15 protein-coding genes are annotated in these 16,012 nt (G+C 73.5%); 6 read left to right on the top strand and 9 right to left on the bottom strand.

What is annotated here, in order from left to right:
• Window position 1 precedes the first annotated feature (1 nt).
• Window positions 2–457 carry an Lrp/AsnC family transcriptional regulator gene (locus tag ACZ4VT_RS19690; protein WP_007262967.1) on the top strand — a complete coding sequence of 152 codons (456 nt, stop codon included), beginning with the start codon at window positions 2–4 and terminating at the stop codon, window positions 455–457.
• A 647-nt stretch (window positions 458–1,104) separates the two neighbouring features.
• On the opposite strand, the gene ACZ4VT_RS19685 is transcribed toward ACZ4VT_RS19690, so the two are convergent.
• A complete protein-coding gene (locus ACZ4VT_RS19685; RefSeq protein ID WP_467951253.1) occupies window positions 1,105–1,404 on the bottom strand; it encodes a WhiB family transcriptional regulator in 300 nt (99 codons plus the stop codon).
• 80 nt (window positions 1,405–1,484) lie between these two features.
• On the bottom strand, window positions 1,485–2,201 hold the full coding sequence (locus ACZ4VT_RS19680) for a GNAT family N-acetyltransferase (protein ID WP_467951251.1): 717 nt from the start codon (window positions 2,199–2,201) through the stop codon (window positions 1,485–1,487).
• Between the two features lie 112 nt (window positions 2,202–2,313).
• Here ACZ4VT_RS19680 and ACZ4VT_RS19675 point away from each other — a divergent pair, with 112 nt between their 5' ends.
• The 4 genes from ACZ4VT_RS19675 (at window position 2,314) to ACZ4VT_RS19660 (ending at window position 5,911) form a co-directional block, all read left to right on the top strand.
• On the top strand, window positions 2,314–2,541 hold the full coding sequence (locus ACZ4VT_RS19675) for a hypothetical protein (protein WP_467951249.1): 228 nt from the start codon (window positions 2,314–2,316) through the stop codon (window positions 2,539–2,541).
• Window positions 2,542–2,702: 161 nt separating this feature from the next.
• Entirely contained in the window at window positions 2,703–3,173 is a 471-nt protein-coding gene (locus tag ACZ4VT_RS19670; protein WP_467951248.1) for a hypothetical protein, read from the top strand.
• A 199-nt stretch (window positions 3,174–3,372) separates the two neighbouring features.
• The gene (locus tag ACZ4VT_RS19665) at window positions 3,373–4,173 is read left to right on the top strand and encodes a carbon-nitrogen hydrolase family protein (protein ID WP_467951246.1); all 801 of its coding nucleotides are present in this window, start codon (window positions 3,373–3,375) and stop codon (window positions 4,171–4,173) included.
• A 40-nt stretch (window positions 4,174–4,213) separates the two neighbouring features.
• Window positions 4,214–5,911 (top strand): flavin monoamine oxidase family protein, encoded by a 1,698-nt coding sequence (locus ACZ4VT_RS19660; protein ID WP_351302486.1) that lies wholly within the window; start codon window positions 4,214–4,216, stop codon window positions 5,909–5,911.
• A gap of 66 nt (window positions 5,912–5,977) precedes the next feature.
• Here the strand turns inward: ACZ4VT_RS19660 and ACZ4VT_RS19655 are convergent, their stop codons facing one another.
• The 4 genes from ACZ4VT_RS19655 to ACZ4VT_RS19640 all read right to left on the bottom strand — a co-directional run bounded on the left by ACZ4VT_RS19655 (window position 5,978) and on the right by ACZ4VT_RS19640 (window position 10,093).
• Window positions 5,978–6,559: a hypothetical protein gene (locus ACZ4VT_RS19655; protein ID WP_467951243.1), complete on the bottom strand. Its 582-nt coding sequence runs from the start codon at window positions 6,557–6,559 to the stop codon at window positions 5,978–5,980.
• A 50-nt stretch (window positions 6,560–6,609) separates the two neighbouring features.
• The gene (locus tag ACZ4VT_RS19650; RefSeq protein ID WP_467951241.1) at window positions 6,610–7,287 is read right to left on the bottom strand and encodes a DUF5995 family protein; all 678 of its coding nucleotides are present in this window, start codon (window positions 7,285–7,287) and stop codon (window positions 6,610–6,612) included.
• Window positions 7,288–7,363: 76 nt separating this feature from the next.
• A complete protein-coding gene (locus tag ACZ4VT_RS19645) occupies window positions 7,364–8,761 on the bottom strand; it encodes a uracil-xanthine permease family protein (RefSeq protein ID WP_362814243.1) in 1,398 nt (465 codons plus the stop codon).
• 93 nt (window positions 8,762–8,854) lie between these two features.
• Window positions 8,855–10,093, bottom strand: coding sequence for an MFS transporter (locus ACZ4VT_RS19640; RefSeq protein ID WP_467951239.1), 1,239 nt, complete (start codon window positions 10,091–10,093; stop codon window positions 8,855–8,857).
• Window positions 10,094–10,148: 55 nt separating this feature from the next.
• Between ACZ4VT_RS19640 and ACZ4VT_RS19635 the strand changes: the two genes are divergently transcribed.
• Window positions 10,149–11,300: an ROK family transcriptional regulator gene (locus ACZ4VT_RS19635; protein ID WP_467951237.1), complete on the top strand. Its 1,152-nt coding sequence runs from the start codon at window positions 10,149–10,151 to the stop codon at window positions 11,298–11,300.
• Between the two features lie 480 nt (window positions 11,301–11,780).
• Here ACZ4VT_RS19635 and ACZ4VT_RS19630 read toward each other — a convergent pair whose 3' ends face one another.
• The 3 genes from ACZ4VT_RS19630 to ACZ4VT_RS19620 form a co-directional block, all read right to left on the bottom strand.
• Window positions 11,781–12,542 carry an SDR family oxidoreductase gene (locus ACZ4VT_RS19630; RefSeq protein ID WP_467951235.1) on the bottom strand — a complete coding sequence of 254 codons (762 nt, stop codon included), beginning with the start codon at window positions 12,540–12,542 and terminating at the stop codon, window positions 11,781–11,783.
• A gap of 55 nt (window positions 12,543–12,597) precedes the next feature.
• A complete protein-coding gene (locus ACZ4VT_RS19625) occupies window positions 12,598–13,482 on the bottom strand; it encodes an RNA polymerase sigma-70 factor (protein ID WP_467951233.1) in 885 nt (294 codons plus the stop codon).
• 82 nt (window positions 13,483–13,564) lie between these two features.
• Window positions 13,565–15,919, bottom strand: a complete 2,355-nt coding sequence (locus tag ACZ4VT_RS19620) for a chitinase C-terminal domain-containing protein (RefSeq protein ID WP_467951231.1) — start codon at window positions 15,917–15,919, stop codon at window positions 13,565–13,567.
• Window positions 15,920–16,012: the final 93 nt, after the last annotated feature.

Below are 16,012 nucleotides of genomic sequence, written 5' to 3'. Positions count from 1 at the left end.
CGTGCGACTGAACGATCTCGACGAACGCATCGTGCACGCCCTCGCCGAGGACGCCCGCCGCTCCTACGCGGACATCGGCTCCGAGGTCGGGCTCTCCGCCCCCGCCGTGAAGCGGCGCGTGGACCGGCTGCGCGCCGAAGGCGCCATCACCGGCTTCACCGTGCGCGTGGACCCCGCCGCCATGGGCTGGGAGACCGAGGGCTTCATCGAGATCTACTGTCGGCACAACACCTCGCCGGACGACATCCGGCGAGGACTGGAGAGATATCCCGAGGTGGTGTCCGCGTCGACCGTCACCGGTGACGCGGACGCCCTCGTCCAGGTCTTCGCCTCCGACATGCGGCACTTCGAACGGGTCCTGGAACGCATCGCGGGCGAGCCCTTCGTGGAGCGCACCAAGTCGGTCCTCGTCCTCTCCCCGCTGCTCCGCCGCTTCACCTCCGGCGCACCGGCGTAACCCTCGGCCCGGCCGGCCGTACCGCAGCAACCCAGCCTCCGAGCCTCCGCCCCGCCGGGCTCCGCCCGGACCCTCCCCCAGACTTCGTCCGGGGGACGCCGGAGGGGCTGGATATGGTGCGGCGAAGCCGAAAGGCCGCAGGGGGCTGAGATCGGACCGGCCGGTTGGGCCGGGGTCGGGTGTGTGTCGGGGTGATCCCCGCAGGGCGTCGACGCAAGGTGCCCAGACGCTCCGACCCCCCGACACGTTCGGCGCCCGAGGAGACGCCCCGGCGCGCGCCCGACCCCGGCACAACCGGCCCTACCCGTACCCCGCCCGAGCGGCGCAGCCACCCGGCGCCCGGCCCCGGCACAACCGGCCCTACCCGTACCCCGCCCGAGCGGCGCAGCCACCCGGCGCCCGGCCCCGGCACAACCGGCCCCACCCGTACCCCGCCCGAGCGGCGCAGCCACCCGGCGCCCGGCCCCGGCACAACCGGCCCCACCGGTACCCCGCCCGAGCGGCGCAGCCACCCGGCGCCCGGCCCCGGCACAACCGGCCCACCCGAAGCCCGGCCCGAGCGGCGCAGCCACCCGGCGCCCGGCCCCGGCACAACCGGCCCACCCGAAGCCCGGCCCGAGCGGCGCGGCCAACCGGCCCGGGAGGGCCTAGCCGCGGGCCGCCAACGTCAGCCCCGCCGGGCCGAGGAGCGCGTGGCGCTCCTCCTCCGTCAGGCCGCCCCAGACGCCGAACGGCTCGCGGGTGCGCAGGGCGTGGTCGAGGCAGGCCGTCCGGACCGGGCAGGCCGCGCAGACCCGCTTCGCGGCGGCGTCCCGCTGCTCGCGGTCCTCGCCCCGCTCACCGGCGGGGTGGAAGAACCGGCCGGACCCCAGGTCCCGGCAGGCCGCCCTGGACTGCCACTGCCAGAAGTGGTGCGCGGAGCCGGGCAGGCGTGAGACGTCGGTCATGGCAGTTCCTTTCCGTGGGTTGTCCCGCGTGTGACCGCAGGCCGCCCGCTGAAACCCCGCCGTCGCCGACGACCGCCGGATCAGGCCCCGCCGGCCGGCGTGCGCAGCCCCAGGAACAGCGGGCGGCGGCGCGTCGTGAAGCCCATCGACTCGTAGAGCCGTACGGCGCCGGTGTTCGCCGCCGCCGCGTGCAGGAACGGGCTGTCCCCGCGCTCGCGGACCGCCGCCGCGACCGCACGGGTCAGCCGGCCCGCCAGGCCCCGGCCCCGGTGGTCCGGATGGGTGCACACCGCGCTGATCTCCGACCAGCCCGCCGGCCGCATCCGCTCCCCGGCCATCGCGACGAGCCGGCCCTCGTGGCGGATCCCGAGGTACGTGCCCAGCTCGACCGTCCGGTCCAGGAACGGGCCCGGCCGGGTCAGCCCGACCAGCTCCAGCATCTCCGGGACGTCGTCGAGGCCCAGGAGGACCGCCTCCGGCGCGGCCTCGGCCCGTACCGCCCGGCCGTCCAGCTGTACGCCCGGCACCGTCACCAGCGTCTCCCAGTCCGCCGGCGGGGTCGGCAGCCCGGTCACCCAGACCTCCTGACCGGGTCCCGCCAGCGCGGCCAGGTCCGCCCACGCCCCGGGATCCTCCGGGTCGGACAGCGCCGCGAAGGGGGAGGCGTCCACGGTGTACCGGCCGGCCAGACCCGCCGGCCCCAGCTCGGCGAAAGCGCGGTGGGTTCCGGTCAGTGCGGCCCACACCGGGTTGTCGAGTACAGCGCTGGCGGACAGGGTGCCGGTCTCGGGGGACATGGGTGCGGGACTCCTTCCGTGGGGCGGCGGCGGCCGTCCCGCGGCCGCCTTCTTGACGGCCCCGGGCGCCGCCACGAAACTGCGGGGGACGGCCACGACGAACGTGCCCGTCGTGGGAAGCCTAACCACCGCGCCGCGGGCGACCACGACGCGGGCCGCCGAGGCCGGGACGGACCGGGAGCAGGCCTGGACAGGCCGAGAAGAGGACGGGGGTGGAGCACCGGTGGACACGGCCTGGACGGCGGAACCGGGAGCCCCGGCCCTGCGGAGCTGGTGGCTGACCCGGCGCCTGCACATCGACCTGCTGCGCGTGTGCAGCGCATTCGGCCCGCGCGGCTGAACCCCCTCGCAGACGAGTGACCCGGACCGGGCGTGCGCGACGGCGCCCGGAGCGCCGGCCTGCGCAGCGCCGCCTCACCCGAGGCACGGCCCTGCCCGGGCCACCCCTGTGACCCGGCCGCCGTGTGACCGGGCCATCGCCCGCGCAGCCCCTGGAGAGCCATGTCCCACACCGTCCTGCCCCGCACCGGTCCGGCCCCCGCCCCGCGCGGCCGCATCGGGGCCGGGTTCTCCCCCGTCCCGCACCGCTACCGCCTCTACCTCCGCGCCGACTGTCCGTGCTCCCGGCAGGTGGCCGCCGCCCTGGCCGTGCTGGGCCTCGACGACTCCGTCGCCACCACGGTCCTCGGCACGGGCAAGGGCACGGGCACCGGCACGGGCACAGTCACCGGCACCGCCGGCACGGGCACGGGCATCGACATCGGCTCCGGCATCGGCTCCGCCGTCGAATCCGCCGGGTACACCGCGCTGCGGCTCGCCTACGAGGCCGCCGGCCACCACTTCGACGGCACCGTGACCGTCCCGGCCCTCGTCGACACCTGGAGCGGCCGCGTCGTCTCCGACCACACCCCCGACATCCTCGACGACCTGCGCTTCCTGGCCGGCCACCCGGCCTTCCGCAAGGCCGCGTAGAAGGGGCCCGCGGAGGGGGTCCGCGCGGGTCCTCAGGGGTTCCCCGGGAGCCCCTGGGGGTCCCGCGCAACGAATCGCCGCACCCGTCGCGGAACACGCAACGAATCGATGCGCGCAGCGCAACGGTCACGGCTTGTCCCGGTGGCGCGCGCGAACGTACCTTCGTATGACCCCACCCCTCCTGTCACAGAGGTAGCCCATGCCTGCGCTGCGCACCGCCCTCCTCCAGAGCTCCGGAGTTCTCGGCGACACCGCCCAGAACCTCACGGCGCTCGACGAGGCGGCGGCGCACGCCGCGCAGGGCGGGGCCGGGCTCCTCGTCACCTCGGAGATGTTCCTGACCGGCTACGCGCTGGACCTCCAGGACATCCCCGGGCTCGCCGAACCGGCCGACGGCCCGTCCGCCGTCGCCATCGGCGAGATCGCCCGCCGCCACGGCATCGCCGTCCTGTACGGCTACCCGGAGCGGGGGGACGACGCCGTCTTCAACGCGGCACAGCTCATCGGCCGCGACGGGGTGCGTCTCGCGAACTACCGCAAGACCCACCTCTTCGGCTGCTTCGAACAGGACGCCTTCACCCCCGGCGACACCCCCGTCGTCCAGGCGGACCTCGGCGGCCTCCGCATCGGCATCATGATCTGCTACGACGTGGAGTTCCCCGAGAACGTCCGGGCGCACGCGCTCGCCGGCACCGACCTCCTCCTGGTGCCGACCGCGCAGATGCACCCGTTCCAGTTCGTCGCCGAACAGCTCGTCCCCGTACGGGCCTTCGAGAACCAGATGTACATCGCGTACGTCAACCGCACCGGCCCGGAAGGCGAGTTCGAGTTCGTCGGACTCAGCTGCCTGGCGAGCCCCGACGGGGTCACCCGGACCCGGGCCGGCCGCGGCGAGGAGCTGGTGTTCGGCGAGGCCGACCCCGAGCTGCTGGCAGCATCCCGCGAGACCAATCCCTACCTGCGGGACCGCCGCCCCGGGCTCTACGCCTCCCTCGTCTGAGACCCCTTCCCCCAGCCCTGCCGCAAGGAGACGTACCCCCATGACGTCCACGGTGCCCACCACCGCCGTCCCGCACAGCGACGGACAGCCGCCGATCACCATGTTCGGCCCGGACTTCCCGTACGCGTACGACGACTTCCTCGCCCACCCGGCGGGTCTCGGTCAGATACCCGCGACCGAACTCGGCACCGAGGTCGCCGTCATCGGCGGCGGGCTGTCCGGCATCATCTCGGCGTACGAGCTGATGAAGATGGGCCTCAAGCCCGTCGTCTACGAGGCCGACCAGATCGGCGGCCGGCTGCGCACCGTCGGCTTCGAGGGCGCCGGCACCGAGGAACTGACCGCGGAGATGGGCGCCATGCGCTTCCCGCCGTCCTCCACGGCCCTGCAGCACTACATCGACCTCGTCGGCCTGGTCACCGAGCCCTTCCCGAACCCGCTCGCCGAGGCCACCCCCTCGACGGTCGTGGACCTCAAGGGCGAGACCCACTACGCCGAGACCATCGCCGACCTCCCGCAGGTCTACCGCGACGTCGCCGCCGCGTGGAACGCCTGCCTCGACGAGGGCGCCGACTTCTCCGACATGAACACCGCGATGCGCGAGCGGGACGTCCCGCGCATCCGCGAGATCTGGGCGAAGCTCGTCGAGAAGCTCGACGACGAGACCTTCTACGGCTTCCTGTGCAAGTCCGAGGCCTTCCAGTCCTTCCGCAAGCGCGAGATCTTCGGCCAGGTCGGTTTCGGCACCGGCGGCTGGGACACCGACTTCCCGAACTCCATCCTGGAGATCCTGCGCGTCGTCTACACCGAGGCCGACGACCACCACCGCGGCATCGTGGGCGGCTCGCAGCAGCTGCCGCTGCGCCTGTGGGAGCGCGAGCCCGAGAAGATCGTGCACTGGGCCCAGGGCACCTCGCTGTCCACCCTGCACGACGGCACCCCGCGCCCGGCGGTGACCCGCCTGCACCGCACGGCCGGCAACCGCATCACGGTCACCGACTCCTCCGGCGACATCCGCACGTACCGCGCCGCGATCTTCACGGCCCAGTCCTGGATGCTGCTGTCGAAGATCGAGTGCGACGACACGCTCTTCCCGATCGACCACTGGACGGCGATCGAGCGCACCCACTACATGGAGTCGTCCAAGCTGTTCGTCCCCGTCGACCGCCCCTTCTGGCTCGACAAGGACGAGGAGACGGGCCGCGACGTCATGTCGATGACCCTCACCGACCGCATGACCCGCGGCACGTACCTGCTGGACAACGGCCCGGACAAGCCCGCGGTCATCTGCCTCTCGTACACCTGGTGCGACGACAGCCTGAAGTGGCTGCCGCTGTCCGCGAACGAGCGGATGGAGGTCATGCTGAAGTCCCTCGGCGAGATCTACCCGAAGGTCGACATCCGCCGCCACGTCATCGGCAACCCGGTCACCGTGTCCTGGGAGAACGAGCCCTACTTCATGGGCGCGTTCAAGGCCAACCTCCCGGGCCACTACCGCTACCAGCGCCGCCTGTTCACCCACTTCATGCAGGACCGCCTCCCCGAGGACAAGCGCGGCATCTTCCTCGCGGGCGACGACATCTCCTGGACGGCCGGCTGGGCCGAGGGCGCGGTCCAGACCGCCCTCAACGCCGTCTGGGGCGTCATGCACCACCTCGGCGGGTCCACGGACTCCACCAACCCGGGCCCGGGCGACGTCTACGACGAGATCGCCCCGGTCGAACTCCCGGAGGACTGACCCTCCCGGCCCCCGATCACGGGCCGCCGACCCGCGAACGTCAGCACGCGGGCCGGCGGCCCGTTCTCATGCCCGCCGTCTCCAGACCGGCCGCCACCGCTCCGCCCGGTCGGCGGCGACGCGGGCATCGTGCGGAACCGGCCGGTCGGCGAGGCTCACCCCGCAGCCCGCGCAGAGCCGGTGGACCCGGTTCCCGTCGTGCCAGGGCACCGTGCCCCGGCCCTCCGGGCAGACCGGGCAGTGCGCGAGCGCCCCCGGCGGTGCGCACAGGATGCGCGGCATCACCGCCGCGAGCGGTTCGGCCGGGTGGAAGCCCGGGTCGGGGCACCACAGCACGCGGCGCGGCTCCGGCGGCACCGGGACCCGTACCCCGGCGAGCTTCTGCACCCGGCGCGCGCCCTTCCAGGCCCGGAACGCGGCGAACCAGACCTCCCGCGCCGCGTGCAGCTCCTCCACCGCCCGTACCACCGCCTGCGGGTCCTGCTCCGGTTCGGGCGGGATCCCCGCGCTGTGGCACAGGTGGTGGTAGGTCGCGCGGAACCCGTACGGGGCGAACTCGGCGAGGCACGTGCACAGCGCGGCGAAGCGGAGCGCCGGCGATCGCGCGGGATCGTGCGCCCGCAGGCGGTGCGTCGTGAAGCTGCCCATCGCGTGAGCCTAGGTGACGGCGCCCGCGGCCCCGCCCGGGGGCGTGCAGGTCAGACCCGGCTGGGGGTCCGGCCGGCTTGCGAGGGCGTTCTGACGGGGGTCAGCAGGCAGCGGCCGACCAGGCCGACGCCCGCGTCCAGGGACTTCGTGAACTCCTCGGCCAGTTCGGGGGAGCGGCGCAGTGTCCACAGGAGGCGGGCCGCCGCCCAGGCGCCCGCGCGGGCGCGCTCCAGGCTCCACGAGCCGACCAGGTGGGTCAGCGGGTCGGCGATCTCCAGGAGGTCCGGGCCCGGCATCAGGTCCTCCCGGATGCGTTCCTCCAGGGTGACCAGGGTGTCGCCGACCCGGTCGAAGTCGGCTTCGAGGGCGGCCGGTTCGCAGTCCAGGGAGCGGCACGCGGACACCACCGCCACCGCCAGGTCGTGGCCGATGTGCGCGTTGATACCGGCCAGCGCGTGCTGGAGCGGGCGGATCCCGGGGTGGCGCCGGTACTGGAGGAGGGGGCGCCAGCAGGCCGGGGCCCGGTCCGCCTCCACCGCCGTCAGGTACCGCTCCGCGAACCGCACGCTGAGGGTCTGCGCCCGGCGCGGCGCCGGGAACCCCCCGTGCTCGATCCGATGGTGCAGGGTCTCCGTCACGGTCAGGTAGACCCGGTTGAAGACGGCGACACCGTCCTGCGGCGGCAGCCGCTCGTCCAGGGCGCGCATCCGCGCCAGCACCGCTTCCATGGGAGGCAGAGTCGCAGGCGCCGCCGCGGAACCGGGGAACTTGGCCGTACGCTTCCCCGATTCGGGCGAAACCCCGTCAACGGGGCTTGTCCTGCGCCTCCCCGCCGGTGTCGTAGGCGGAAGTGCCCGCGTCGAGCAGGGGCTCCTGCGGCTTCAGGTGCGCGGGGGCGAGACAGCGCAGCGCGTGATACCCCCCGATCACCACGATCGTGCCCAGCGCGATGCCGCCCAGCTCGAAGGTGTCGGTGATCTGGAGCTTCACGCCGCCGATGCCGATGATGATGCCCGCCGCGGCCGGCACCAGGTTCAGCGGATTGCGCAGGTCGACCCCGCCGTTGATCCAGATCTGGGCGCCCAGCAGGCCGATCATCCCGTACAGGATCACGGTGATGCCGCCGAGGACGCCGCCCGGGATCGCGGCGACGATCGCGCCGAACTTGGGGCACAGGCCGAAGAGCAGCGCGAATCCGGCCGCCGCCCAGTACGCCGCCGTGGAGTACACCCGGGTCGCCGCCATGACGCCGATGTTCTCGGAGTACGTGGTGTTGGGCGGGCCGCCGACCGCCGTGGACAGCATGGACGCGGCGCCGTCCGCCGCGATGGCCGTGCCCAGCTTGTCGTCGAGGGGGTCGCCGGTCATCTCGCCGACGGCCTTGATGTGCCCGGCGTTCTCGGCGATCAGCGCGATCACCACCGGCAGGGCGATCAGGATCGCCGACCACTCGAAGGACGGCCCGTGGAAGGACGGCAGGCCGATCCAGTCGGCCTTCGCGACCGCCGACAGGTCCAGGCGCCAGTGGTCCACGGCCGCCTCCCCGCCCACCGTCGAGTGGATCTTCCCGAAGAGCAGGTCGAAGAGCCAGGAGATCGTGTACCCGAAGACCAGCCCCAGGAAGATCGCGATGCGCGACCAGAAACCGCGCAGGCAGACCACGGCGAAGCCGGTGAACAGCATGGTCAGCAACGCCGTCCACTGGTCCTGCGGCCAGTACGTGGACGCCGTCACCGGCGCCAGGTTGAAGCCGATCAGCATCACCACCGCACCCGTCACGATGGGCGGCATCGCCGTGTGGATCACGCGCGCCCCGAAGCGCTGGACGGCCAGCCCGGCCAGGAAGAGCGCCACGCCGACGACGAAGACCGAGCCGGTGACCACCGCGCTGTCTCCGCCCGCGGCCCGGATCGCGGCCGCCACGCCGACGAAGGACAGCGAGCAGCCCAGGTAGGAGGGGACCCGGCCGCGCGTCGCGAGGAGGAAGATCACCGTCGCGACGCCGGACATCATGATGGCCAGGTTCGGGTCCAGGCCCATCAGGACCGGTGCGACGAAACTCGCGCCGAACATCGCCACGACGTGCTGGGCGCCCAGCCCGGCGGTCCGCGGCCACGACAGCCGCTCCTCCGGCCGGACCACCGCGCCGGGGGCGGGGGTCCGCCCGTCTCCGTGCAGGGTCCAGCCCACGCCGAGGCCCATGTTCCACTCCTCATCTCCGGACGCTCCCGGCGCCGGCCGCTGACACGTCGAGGCCGCAGCGCACGGGAAGTGCCGCTGCGGCCCGTCGACATATTACGGCCGGATATCGATGGGTTCGTCCCGATCGGCCGGGCCGGCCTTCTCGCCGGCCCCGCCCCCAGACTGCCCGACCGGCGGCCGCCGGCGCAGTACCGCGGCGCCCACGACCAGTGCGAAGGCCAGCAGCGTGACCAGTCCGAAGGACACCACGAGCGAACTCGCGTCGGCCACCGCGCCGATCGCCGACGGCGCGATCAGCCCCGAGGTGTACGTGATCGTCGCGACGCCCGCGATGGCCTGCGCCGGGGCCGGCCCGCTGCGACCCGCCGCCGCGAAGGCCAGCGGGACCACCACCGCGATGCCGAGCCCGATCATCGCGAAGCCGGCCAGGGCCGCCCCCGGATTCCGCGCCAGGACCACGAGCAGCCCGCCCACGGTGGCCAGTACGCCGCCCGCCCGGACCGTGCGCACCGGCCCGAACCGGTCCACCACCCGGTCCCCGGACAGCCGGGCCACGGCCATGGTGAGCGCGAAGGCGGTGGTGGAGGCGGCCGCCAGCCCGGCGTCCGTGTGCAGCACGTCCCGCAGGTACACCGCCGACCAGTCCAGGCTCGCGCCCTCGGCGAAGACCGCGCAGAACCCGATGGCCCCGATGAACAGCGCGGACTTCGGGGGCAGCGCGAAGTGCGGCGGCGCCTGCGCCTCCGCGTCGCTGCGCAGGTCCAGTACGCCCCGTACGGCGATCAGCCCGGCCGCGGTGAGGACGAGGGCGGCGACCAGGTGGTGCAGCCGGGCGTCTGCCCCGGTGTGCGCGGCGACCGTGCCGGCGGCCGAGCCGAGCAGGGCGCCCACGCTCCACATGCCGTGCAGCGAGGACATGATCGAGTGGCGCAGCCGGTTCTCGGTCTCCACGCCCAGCGCGTTCATCGCCACGTCCGACATGCCCGCGGTGGCTCCGTAGATGAGCAGCGCCAGGCAGAGGGCGGGCAGGTTCGGGGCGAGGCTCGGCAGGATCAGGGAGAGGGTCCACATCGCCAGCAGCCCCCGCAGCGCGGTGCGCGCGCCGAACCGGTGGTTGATCCGCCCGGCCAGCGGCATCGCGAGCGCCGCACCGAGGGCGGGGAAGGCGAGGGCGAGGCCCAGGGTGCCGGCGCTGAGCTGGGCGTGGTCCTGGATCCAGGGGATGCGGGTGGCGAAGGAGCCGGTGACGGCGCCGTGGGCGCAGAAGACGGCCGCGATGGCGAAGCGGGCATGGCGCAGGCGCGCCGGGCTGAGGTCGTTGTCCCCGGTCATGACCCTTAAACTATCAGGGACCCTGCCTGATAGTTAACGGCCTCGACTCCCTAGGATGGGCGCCGTGACTTCCGCCCCCGCCCCGGTACCGTCCCCCGCCTCGCCCAGCACGGCCCGGGCCCTCAACGACCGCCTCGCCCTGCGACTCCTCCAGGAGTCCGGGCCGCTGACGGCCACCCAGCTCAAGTCCAAGACCGGGCTCTCCCGCCCCTCGGTCGCCGACCTCGTCGACCGGCTCACCGGAGCCGGGCTGATCGAGGTCGTCGGGGAGTCCGGCGAACAGCGGCGCGGCCCCAACGCCAAGCTCTACGGGATCGTCGCCCACCGCGCCCACCTCGCCGCCCTGGACGTCCGCACCGACCGGGTCACCGCCGTCGTCACCGACCTCCTCGGCCGGCCCCTCGCCGAGGCCGCCCTGCCCGTCGGCGCACCCGAGGACGCGGTGGCGGCCCTGCTGCGCACCGCACACGAGGCCGGCGCGTCCGCCCTGCACACCGTCGTCATCGGAGCCCCCGGCCTGGTCACCCCGGCCACCGGCGAACTCCGCGACACCATCGGCCTGCCGGCCTGGCACCGCGACCTGGTGAGCGCCCTGCAACGGACCCTGCCCGCCGTGGTCGTGGTCGAGAACGAGACCAACCTGGCCGCCCTCGCCGAACAGCGCCTGGGTGTCGCCCGCGACCTGGACTCCTTCGTCCTCCTGTGGCTCGGCGCGGGCGTGGGCGCGGCGGTGGTCCTGGACGGCCGGCTGCGCCGGGGCGCCTCCGGCGGGGCCGGCGAGATCGGCTTCCTCCCGGTCCCGGGCACCGGCACCCTGCCCTCGGCCGCCGAGTGCGGGGGCGGCTTCCATGCCCTGGCGGGCCGGGAGGCGGTGGCGGCGCTCGCGGCGGAACACGGCTTCCGCGGCCCGGCGGAGGAGGCCGTCGCCGGCGCGGCCGGAGACGCGTTCCTGGAGGCCCTGGCCGAACGGCTCGCCCTCGGCGCCGCGGCGGTGGCGGCGGTGCTCGACCCGGGCTGCGTGGTCCTCGGCGGTGAACTCGGCCGAGCCGGGGGCGACGCACTGGCCGCCCGCGTCGCCGCCCGCCTCGCCACCCTGTCCCCGGTCCCGACCGCCGTCCGCGCCACCGCGCTCGGCGACCGGGCGGTCCTCACCGGCGCCCGCCTGTGCGCCCGCGAGGCGGCGCAGGACGCCCTGTTCGGGGGGTAGGGACCGCCGGTTGGCTGCGCCGCGGGTTGGCTGCGCCGCTTGGGCGGGGGCGGGTTGTGCCGGGGCTGGGCGCCGGGTGGCTGCACCGCTCGGGCGGGGTACGGGTGGGGCCGGTTGTGCCGGGGCCGGGCGCGCGCCGGGGCGTCTCCTCGGGCGCCGAACGTGTCGGGGGGTCGGAGCGTCTGGGCACCTTGTGTTCGGCGCCCTGCGGGGATCACCCCGACACACACCCGACCCCGACCCAACCGGCCCGGCTGCTACTCCAGCCTGGCCGCACCATCCGGCTTCGCCGCACAAGTTCAGCCTCGCCGGCGTTTGAGGCGCGGGGTCCGGGGCGGAGCCCCGATCTTTGAGCCGCACCCTTCGGCCTTGCCGCACCACCCAGTCTCGCCGCACAAGTTCAGCCTCGCCGGCGTTTGAGGCGCGGGGTGCGGGGCGGAGCCCGGTGGGGGCGGGGGCGGAGCCCCGGTTGCGGCGCCGTTACCGGGAAGCGGCGGCATCCCCGGGCGGGAGCCAAACCGCCAGGAAGTCCTCGAACGTGGCCTTGCCGACGGCGTGCGCCGGGGCCAGGTGCGCGCCGCGGCGGAAGGCCGCGGCGGCCTTGCCCGGGAGGCGGACCGGGAGGACCGGGCGGCGGCGGCCCGTGCCGCGGAGGTAGGCCCGGGCCAGGTCCGTCATCTCGCGCGACTCCGGGCCGCCCATGTCGGGTACCCGCCCCGCCGGCGGGGCGGCCGCGAGGGCCGCCAGCCGGTCCGCGACCTCGTCCACCGAGAGAGGCTGGTCCCGGGTCCCCGCGGGCACCAGCAGGACCGGCAGCTTGGCCATCGCCCGGAAGTAGCCGTGGACGAGGTCGTGGAACTGGGTGGTGCGCAGCACCGTCCAGCCCAGGCCCGACTCCTCCAGCATCCGCTCGACCTTGAGCTTGACCCGGTAGTACGAGTACGGGACCTGGTCCACGCCCACGATCGAGATGTAGACGAGGTGCCCGACCCCCGCCCGCCGGGCCGCCTCGATGAGATGGCCCGCCGCCGTGTCGTCCCCGCCGCGCGGGCTGCTCGCGCAGTGCACGACCACCTCCGCCCCGGCCACCGCCGCGTCCAGCCCGGCGCCGTCCCGCAGGTCGACGGGGTGGTCCGGGGAGTGCCGGCTCAGGACGCGGACCTCGTGGCCCGCGTCCCGCAGCCGGGTGACGACCTGCGATCCGAGGGTTCCCGTGCCGCCGGTGACGAGGATGGTGCTCATGGTCCGTCCGTCCTTCCCTGGGGAAAAGCCTTCGCCAGCAGGGACCGGACAGCCGTCAGGAATGTGACAGCTGGCGCCGCAGGAACTCCAGCTTCTCCGGGTTCACGACCGCCTGCATCCCGCTGACCAGGCCGTCCTCGAAGTCGATCAGCAGGACCGCGGCCTCCCCGAACAGCAGCGCGGGGGCTCCGTTGACCTCCGTGAGGGTGACCGGCAGACCCGCCACGTACTTGCCCAGGGCGCCCATCGCGAAGCGGGCCACCTTGTCGCGGCCCAGGATCGGCCGCCGCGCCGCGTTGACCACGCCACCGCCGTCCGACACGTACCGCACGTCCGCGGTCAGCATGCTCTCCAGCCGGGACACGTCCCCGCTGCGCGCCGCCGACATGAAGGTGTCCACCAGGCCCTGCCACTGCGCGGGGTCGGGCCGGAAGCGCGGCCGCGGGGCCTCCACGCGCTGGGCCGCCCGCCGGTACAGCTGGCGGCAGTTGGCCTCGGAGAGGTCGAGGAGCCCGGCGATCTCCCGGTGGCCGTACGCGAAGGCCTCGCGCAGCACGTACACCGCCCGCTCCACCGGCGTGAGCTGTTCCAGCAGCACCAGCAGGGCCATGGACACGCTGTCCCGCTGCTCCGCCGACTCCAGCGGGCCGAGCGTCCCGTCCCCGGTGAGGACCGGCTCCGGCAGCCAGGGGCCCACGTACTCCTCGCGCCGGACCCGCGCCGAGGTGAGGTGGTTGAGGCACAGGTTCGTGACGACCTTGGCGAGCCAGGCCCCCGGGTGCCCGACGTCCGCGCGGTCCGCCGCCGCCCAGCGCAGGTACGCGTCCTGCACGGTGTCCTCGGCCTCCGCGGCGGAGCCGAGCATGCGGTAGGCGATGCCGAACATCCGGGGCCGGTGTTCCTCGAAGACCGCGTCGGTCGCGGTGACATGGGTGCTCACCGGGACAGCGTAGGCACGGGCGAGGACCCGGTGGCCGCCGGGCCACCGGGTCCCCGGTCACTCGCTCGGGCGCGGATCAGGGTCAGCAGGCGCCCTGGTCCTTCCAGACACCCCATTCACCGGTGGTGCCGGGCTCCTCGTTCTGCGTCCACCACTGGGCCTTCCAGTGGTGGCCCTTGTGCGAGACGACGTTGCCGCTGTTGTAGACCGTGCCCGCCGCGTACGCCGGGCCGGTGCAGGTCCCGCCCGTCGGGGGAGGGGTGGTGGGCGGCGTGGTCGGGGGAGTGGTCGGCGGGGTGGTCGGCGGCTGGGTGCCGCCCGGTTCCGTCACCGTGGTGCCGCGCGCCAGGTCCCCGGCGAGGGCGTAGGTGGTGCCGGAGATGTTCACCGTCCAGTTGGAGGGCGTGGAGACCGGCAGGTAGTAGTTGAACGCCAGGTCGAGGGAGGCGCCCGGGGCCAGCGTCTGCCAGGCCGGGAGCTTCAGCGAGACCCGCTGGAAGTCGCCCTTCAGGCCGCCGACGTTGTTGCCGGTGTGACCGCTGCTGATCACCTTGGTGCCGAAGCCCGACTGGTCGGAGGCGTTGTCCGGGGCCGAGGTCCCGTAGTCGAACCGGAACTCGGTGCCGCCGGGCAGCGTCGCGTTCGTGTTGTTGGTGATCTTGAGCTTCGGGGTGAGCGGGTAGTTGGAGTCGCCCAGCTTGAACTCGGTGAACTCCGTCCTGATGTTCACGGCCTGGGTGGGCAGCGCGGTGGCGCCCGCCTTCTTCGCGCCGTACGGGGAGGCCGACTTGAACTTCTGGTACATCGTGTCGGTGAGCGTGTCGCCGCTCTCGTACTGGCCCTTGGCGGCGTTGTACGCGTAGTCGCCCGCGAGCTCCCAGACCATCGTGCCGCCGATGCCCTTGTTCACCACGTAGTCGGCCTTGGCGGCCACCGACTGCTCGTCCTCCGTCGAGAGGAAGACCTTCTTCTGCGCGTTCCACAGCCACGGCGCCACCAGGGTGGAGTCGTACTTGCGGACGTAGGTGCCGGTCAGCGTGGTGTTCGCCGGGAAGCCGTACGTGGTGACGTAGTCGCCGACGATCCCCTTCTCCAGGTTCTTGGCGTGCCACATCGGGTTGGAGCCCGCCGGGGACTCGACCCCGTTGGTGTCCTTGTCGTGCCACAGGTTGTCGATGCCGACCGCGCCGTCGCCGCACTTGGTCAGGCCGGCGCCGGCCGGGCAGGCGGTCGCGGGGGCCTTGCCCCACAGGCCGTCGGTGCCGCCCTGCACGTTCTTGAAGCCGCGGGTGTAGTAGGGCAGGCCGATGTTGATGCGACCGCCCGGCATCGAGCCGCGGAAGTAGTGGTAGGCCCAGTCGGTGTTGAGGTAGCCGATGCCGCCGTACTGGGAGGTGGAGTACACGCCGGCGGCGGCGAGTTCGCCGTCCTTGCCGTCGTCGAAGAGCGAGGCGTTGGGGCCGACGTACTCGTTCCAGGCGCCGTGCAGGTCATAGGACATGATGTTGACGTAGTCCAGGTACTTCTGGACCTGGAAGGTCTCCATGCCGCGCAGGAGGTAGCCGGAGGAGGGGGCGGCGACGGAGAGCAGGTAGTGCTTGCCGTCGGCGGCGCCCGCGCGGTCGAGCTTCTCGCGCAGGGACTTCATCAGGGCCGCGTAGCCCTGGACCAGGCCGGCCCGGCGGGCGTTGGACAGCTGCCAGTCGAGCGGGTTGCCCGCGTCCTTCATCGTGGTCGGGTACTCGTAGTCGATGTCGACGCCGTTGAACCCGTACGTGCGGACGAACTCGACGGAGGAGTCGGCGAAGGTGTCGATGCCGGCCTGGTTCACCGAGCCGTCGGCGTTCGTGGCCATGGAGTAGAAGCCGCCGGAGGCGACGCGGTTGCCGTCGTCGCCGAAGTAGCCGCCGGTCTCCGCCCAGCCGCCGACCGAGATCAGCGTCTTGACGTTCGGGTGCTGCTTCTTGAACTTGGTCAGCTGGTTGAAGTGGCCCTTGTAGGGGAGGGCCGGGTCCATCTCGGCGCCCGCGACGCCGGGCCAGGTCATGCCGGTGGCGGCGTTGTTCACGTTGTCCGAGCCGACCGAGATCTTGTTGTCGGCGCCCACGTGGGCGAAGGCGTAGTTCAGGTGGGTGACCTTGGACCACGGGATGTTGTGGGCGAGGTAGGCGGGGGTGCCGTCCTTGCCGGTGCGCCAGCCGGTGAAGTAGCCGATGACGCGGCGCTGGTGGTCGGCGCCCATCTTCTCGCGGCCCTCGGAGTCGTAGACCGAGCAGTAGGGGACGTCGACGCCGGCGGTTTTGTAGAGCCCGTCGGGGCGACACGACTCGTTGTCGGCCGCGTGGGAGACGCCCGCCGAGAGCCCGCCCACCAGCAGTCCGGCGATCGCGGCGCCGGATGCCAGGAGCATCGCTCTCGTACGTGTGGGGGACAGCATGGTGCCTCCTGGGGAGGGGAGGATGCGGGACACAAGTGGACACAACATGAAGCAACAGGGATGGTGCGCAGGCGTGTTGGCCCGTGACGTGCG

This window comes from Streptomyces sp. NPDC029164, assembly GCF_055563995.1.
The sequence above is the reverse complement of the archived record's forward strand: the minus strand, read 5'-3'. Positions and strand labels throughout refer to the sequence as shown.

Bases quoted from the DNA above. Each gene is read 5' to 3' on its own strand.
- ACZ4VT_RS19685 (WP_467951253.1), bottom strand. From the start codon at position 1,404: ATGACCGACGTCTCACGCCTGCCCGGCTCCGCGCACCACTTCTGGCAG.
- ACZ4VT_RS19680 (WP_467951251.1), bottom strand. From the start codon at position 2,201: ATGTCCCCCGAGACCGGCACCCTGTCCGCCAGCGCTGTACTCGACAAC.
- ACZ4VT_RS19670 (WP_467951248.1), top strand. From the start codon at position 2,703: ATGTCCCACACCGTCCTGCCCCGCACCGGTCCGGCCCCCGCCCCGCGC.
- ACZ4VT_RS19665 (WP_467951246.1), top strand. From the start codon at position 3,373: ATGCCTGCGCTGCGCACCGCCCTCCTCCAGAGCTCCGGAGTTCTCGGC.
- ACZ4VT_RS19660 (WP_351302486.1), top strand. From the start codon at position 4,214: ATGACGTCCACGGTGCCCACCACCGCCGTCCCGCACAGCGACGGACAG.
- ACZ4VT_RS19655 (WP_467951243.1), bottom strand. From the start codon at position 6,559: ATGGGCAGCTTCACGACGCACCGCCTGCGGGCGCACGATCCCGCGCGA.
- ACZ4VT_RS19650 (WP_467951241.1), bottom strand. From the start codon at position 7,287: ATGGAAGCGGTGCTGGCGCGGATGCGCGCCCTGGACGAGCGGCTGCCG.
- ACZ4VT_RS19645 (WP_362814243.1), bottom strand. From the start codon at position 8,761: ATGGGCCTCGGCGTGGGCTGGACCCTGCACGGAGACGGGCGGACCCCC.
- ACZ4VT_RS19640 (WP_467951239.1), bottom strand. From the start codon at position 10,093: ATGACCGGGGACAACGACCTCAGCCCGGCGCGCCTGCGCCATGCCCGC.
- ACZ4VT_RS19635 (WP_467951237.1), top strand. From the start codon at position 10,149: ATGGGCGCCGTGACTTCCGCCCCCGCCCCGGTACCGTCCCCCGCCTCG.
- ACZ4VT_RS19630 (WP_467951235.1), bottom strand. From the start codon at position 12,542: ATGAGCACCATCCTCGTCACCGGCGGCACGGGAACCCTCGGATCGCAG.
- ACZ4VT_RS19620 (WP_467951231.1), bottom strand. From the start codon at position 15,919: ATGCTGTCCCCCACACGTACGAGAGCGATGCTCCTGGCATCCGGCGCC.